The sequence below is a fragment of the Eubacterium barkeri genome, from assembly GCF_900107125.1.
Classification (GTDB): Bacteria; Bacillota; Clostridia; order Eubacteriales; family Eubacteriaceae; genus Eubacterium_O; species Eubacterium_O barkeri.
The window spans coordinates 1-4,440 of record NZ_FNOU01000041.1 but is presented as its reverse complement, the minus strand read 5'-3'; the positions used below and the strand labels follow the sequence as shown (position 1 = coordinate 4,440).

Sequence of the window (4,440 nt, the reverse complement as noted above, 5' to 3'; positions counted from 1 at the left end):
TAAACTCGCATGTAACATGACACAGATGATTTCCTGTTCCGGACTACTGATTTCCTGTCCTCCGGAACAGCGATTTCATCGCACCGTAATAATCAGATATTTCATGAGTTACTGGAATAACCGGAGAATCTGCTCGTCCATCGGCGGAGTACCACCTATCATAAAAAGGCAGCAATACTATCAGTCCTTGCAGGATGTTGCATAAGGCAGCTGAATCCTTGAGGGAAATTTGTCAACTATTCTTGACAATATCATATGCTCCTGTTCGCATTTCACACAGTATTCGGCCCACAGAAGCGAAAGTGTAACGCCTGGCTTGGCGAGCTCACGGTAAACGCACTCAAAGTCCGGAAGTTTTCTGCCTTCATTGGTAGCTCGCTCCGGATAGAACAGCTTCTCAATATCCCTGTTGGTGAGTGCCTCTGGGATTGGCCATTCCAGTTCATGTTCCTCAGCAAGTTTTATTACTTCAGAGACCTTGTTACGTGAACTATGGATGCTGTTTGTAACATCCACGTTGCTGAATCCCAGGTTTTTAAGCCTGAGAATTTCTCGATAATCAATCATGGTTATCGACCTCCTTAATGAATTTACACAAGAATCTGTGTTTACATCCATTATAGGAGATGCTCTTCCCATCGGAAATGCCTGCACTGAATTTTCGGAAACAGGTGCTCTGAATTTCCGGAAAGGATGCACTAATCAATTGGAATACTCATTTCTCACTTGATATCGGTGCCTTAATTGTTATTTCCATTGTTTTAGGGTTATAAAAGTACCCAGAAACTTTTCCCTCTATTATTCTTTTTCCAAAAACGCCTTTAGGATACATAAATTCGCTTCTATCATCCACTATCATTTGTCCAACAACTTTTCCACCATATGTATCAACAACATCAATTGATTTGCACATATCATAAATTTGTCTAATTGTTCTCGGTGGTCTTTTTGTTGTCTCACCTGTTCCATGTTCATCAGGTTCACTTTTCCTGTTCACTTTTTTACTAGGCACTGATAACCCATCTAATGCATTATCAAAATTAAATAATGCTTCATCAAAATCATCTGAATTGAAACTATTACTGGCACCAAAAGGACATCCCTCAATGTGCCGATATCCTTTTCTGTTTGCACTGAAATATGCCACTGCTGTTCCATCTAATCCGCATACATGCATGTGTGCGTCACAATTTTTATTAGGGCAGAAAAATCGTGTGTTTCTGCTTTCACTTGCAGCATTTTTTGCATATAGCTTTTCTTTTCTGTCTTTATCTCTAAATACGTACATTGCCATATTCTTTTTCACCCTCTTCACTCTCATATTTAGAATCTGTGTTTACCACTATTACGCAACTCAATTCGTCAAATCAATATTGTACAAATATTGGCTATACCCACAACATTCGCTCGTTTATTAAGCTATTTTGATAATCGGGGCCATCCCTCAAGATTAATAAGCACTCATTTATTTCATGATTCTTTAAGAAAATCATTCCTGCTCCCAGTCCAGCTTGTAAACGAGTGGTAAAGCCGAATCGTTTATAAAAACCTTCTCTATCTTTTGAAGCACCTAAATACACCCTTAGTGTTGGGCTTTTCTGCTTTACACTTAAAATTTTACAAATAATTGCATTCATTATTTGGGTACCAACACCTTTGTATTGGCATGATGGAATTACCATTATATCTTGAACATAAAGAAAAATGGTTCTATCACCGATTAACCGTCCATACCCTACTAACTGGTTGTTTTCATAGGCGCAAACAGAATAAAATGTGTTGTCTAGTGCTTCATCTACAATACTTTCCTCTCTCTGTCCCCAGCCTACTTGCTGTGTAAGTTCATTGTATTCTTTTACAGAAATCTTCTTCTCAATTATCTTCATTATCATTCCTCTCTAAATAAGCAAATTCACTCCAAGAACTTTAAAGGCTTCACCTGTCCTTCTAATTCTAGTAAGAATCTATCATAATCAGACATGAACAATCTATCCTGCACAATTCTATATTTCTCAAACTCTGTTTCAGCATGAAGCTTTGCCTGCTCTGCACTGATTTTCCCGGCATCCGTTAGAATTTCATTTCCGTTAAACTCCAAAAAACCATCCAGACGCTTCGCCCAATCTTCCATACTCATAGGAATTTGACGTTCTGCCTGCAATTCTGCGTAATCAAGATACAGAGATACTATACGTTCCATATAGGACATTTCTTTATCGTTCAAATAATTTTTGGCAATGGACACATCGGCTTTTACGATTTTTCCAGCTGGTGCAGATTCCCATGTTGTTAATCCCATGTGTTCTTTATCTGCATCTGCACGTTCTACAATCAGCTCTGCTGCCGTGTGTCTATGAACAGCCCAATGCATTTTATTCTGCACGGTCTGAAAGAAAATTCTGGTGGTCTTTGCATCTTTATCATAATCAAAAGCTGTAGCATAAAGGTCAGTAATCTTCTGATAGAATTTACGCTCTGACAGACGAATCTCACGGATGTTTTGCAGCTGGCGTTCGAAGTATTCATCCGTGAACATGTGTCCTTTTTTCAGCCGATCCTTATCCATTGTCCAACCTTGAATCGTATAATCTTTTACAATCTGACCTGACCATTTGCGGAAACGGACAGCACGTTCATTATTCACCTTAAAGCCAACAGCAATAATCATCTGAAGATTATAGTGAGTGACTTCACGATTAACCTGCCTCACACCTTCCGTTTGAACTATTCGGAATTTCCGAATAGTTGCCTCCTCGGTAAGTTCTCCATCAGCATATATTTTTTTAATATGCTCGTTAATCGTTGGCAAAGACACATCATAAAGCTGAGCAATCATTCTCTGTGTCAGCCATATGTTTTCATCTTCATACCGCATCTCGATGCTGTCAGCACTGTTGCCCACAGCTGCAACATAAGTAAGATATTCTGCTGCCGAACTATGAATCGTTATTTCACCTTTCTTTTTAGGCATGATACCCCTCCGATCTACACTTTTCTTCACTGGCATATTATTTATCACTAATCCTTGTAATCAATACTGCCGTCTCGACATGAGGACAAATTCAAATCATATCCCCACAAATCTACTGTAATGGAGGTGAAATTTGTACACTACTAATACCGTACATGTAGCTTCTTTCCCACAAATATTTGTCTAACATCAATTTTGCATCACTCTGGTGCAAAATTTTAATTAATTCTCTTTTCAATATCTTCAATAGATGGAAGTTTATCTTGTAGTTCCTCCGAAATATGATTTGATAACCTATATTCACTAATTCCCATGGGTTTATTAACATCCTGCAAGGCATATTCTGCTACCACTTTATCCTTGCCCCTGCATAATAGCAATCCGATTGTAGAATTATCACTTGGTGCTTTTAATTCACCATCTACGGCAGATAAGTAGAAAGATAATTTCCCTGCAAATTCTGGTTCAAATTCGACTGTTTTTAATTCTACAACAAAATAACAATGCAATTTGACATTATAAAACAGTAAGTCTATAAAGAAGTCTCTTTCTCCCACTCTGATAGGATATTGTCTCCCCATAAATGCAAATCCCGAACCAAATTCTAATAATAATTTTGTAATTTGATTTACAAGTTCATCTTCCAACTCAACTTCTTTTAACTTTTTTGCATTTGGTACAAAATCAAAAATATATGGGTCTTTAATAATTTCCTCTGCCTGCTCACTGAATGGTTCCAACAATTGCTGTTTAAAATTCGTTGTCTTTTCAACAAGTGCTTGCCTTTTATATAAATTGCTTTCTATTTGGTGTGCCAGAACGACACTTGACCAGCCGCATTCTAAACATTGCTGAGTATACCACATATGTTCTTCCAAACTATCCGTTTTATCTATTAAAAGTTTAATTGCACGCCAACTAATTTTTGCACCACCCTGATGCAAAATATCTTCGGATGTTATACGTTGTGCAAACTGTTTCATATAATTAAGATTTCTAACAGAATATCCGTCTGTACCTGGATAAGTTATTTTCAAGTCTTTAGACAGCGTTTCAACAAATTTATTGCCCCATTGACTATATTCAACAATAACATTTCCAATATTCCAGTAAAGAAGATTGCGTTCTACATTTGCAGTTGTCATCATCTGACGTTGTGTTTGAAGAATTCTGTCTTTTACCTTTTCGAGTGCATCAAAATATTCGTTCATAACTATTTCTGGTTTCTTTGCCATTCGTTTCACCTCTGGTTTCGTTTTAACTACTATATATTTTCCATCTTTTTTAGGCACAATTAAAAATAACTGTTTTATTCAATATATTCAATATCCTTTAACAAAAATATATCATCATTTAAATTCCATTCACGTCAAATGAGTATTCCGGGGTGATTTCCATCACCTGTCCGGTTTCCGGAAATCACTATTCCGTTTTATAGGAAATCATAATACCGGGCATGGAAATCAGCA

5 protein-coding genes are annotated in these 4,440 nt (G+C 37.2%); all 5 read right to left on the bottom strand.

Translation table 11 applies throughout. From position 1 onward, the window contains the following. Positions 1–180: 180 nt before the first annotated feature. On the bottom strand, positions 181–567 hold the full coding sequence (locus BLU30_RS14025) for a hypothetical protein (protein ID WP_176770960.1): 387 nt from the start codon (positions 565–567) through the stop codon (positions 181–183). 148 nt (positions 568–715) lie between these two features. After that, on the bottom strand, positions 716–1,294 hold the full coding sequence (locus tag BLU30_RS14020; protein WP_090247305.1) for a hypothetical protein: 579 nt from the start codon (positions 1,292–1,294) through the stop codon (positions 716–718). Positions 1,295–1,388: 94 nt separating this feature from the next. Next, positions 1,389–1,886 (bottom strand): GNAT family N-acetyltransferase, encoded by a 498-nt coding sequence (locus BLU30_RS14015; RefSeq protein WP_176770959.1) that lies wholly within the window; start codon positions 1,884–1,886, stop codon positions 1,389–1,391. A 26-nt stretch (positions 1,887–1,912) separates the two neighbouring features. Continuing rightward, positions 1,913–2,971 carry a virulence RhuM family protein gene (locus tag BLU30_RS14010; protein ID WP_090247302.1) on the bottom strand — a complete coding sequence of 353 codons (1,059 nt, stop codon included), beginning with the start codon at positions 2,969–2,971 and terminating at the stop codon, positions 1,913–1,915. A 218-nt stretch (positions 2,972–3,189) separates the two neighbouring features. Beyond that, entirely contained in the window at positions 3,190–4,206 is a 1,017-nt protein-coding gene (locus tag BLU30_RS14005) for a PDDEXK nuclease domain-containing protein (protein WP_090247301.1), read from the bottom strand. Positions 4,207–4,440 lie beyond the last annotated feature (234 nt).

Excerpts from the sequence above, each read along its gene's own strand:
- BLU30_RS14025 (WP_176770960.1), bottom strand. The coding sequence starts at position 567 with ATGATTGATTATCGAGAAATTCTCAGGCTTAAAAACCTGGGATTCAGC.
- BLU30_RS14020 (WP_090247305.1), bottom strand. The coding sequence starts at position 1,294 with ATGGCAATGTACGTATTTAGAGATAAAGACAGAAAAGAAAAGCTATAT.
- BLU30_RS14015 (WP_176770959.1), bottom strand. The coding sequence starts at position 1,886 with ATGAAGATAATTGAGAAGAAGATTTCTGTAAAAGAATACAATGAACTT.
- BLU30_RS14005 (WP_090247301.1), bottom strand. The coding sequence starts at position 4,206 with ATGGCAAAGAAACCAGAAATAGTTATGAACGAATATTTTGATGCACTC.
- BLU30_RS14010 (WP_090247302.1), bottom strand. The coding sequence starts at position 2,971 with ATGCCTAAAAAGAAAGGTGAAATAACGATTCATAGTTCGGCAGCAGAA.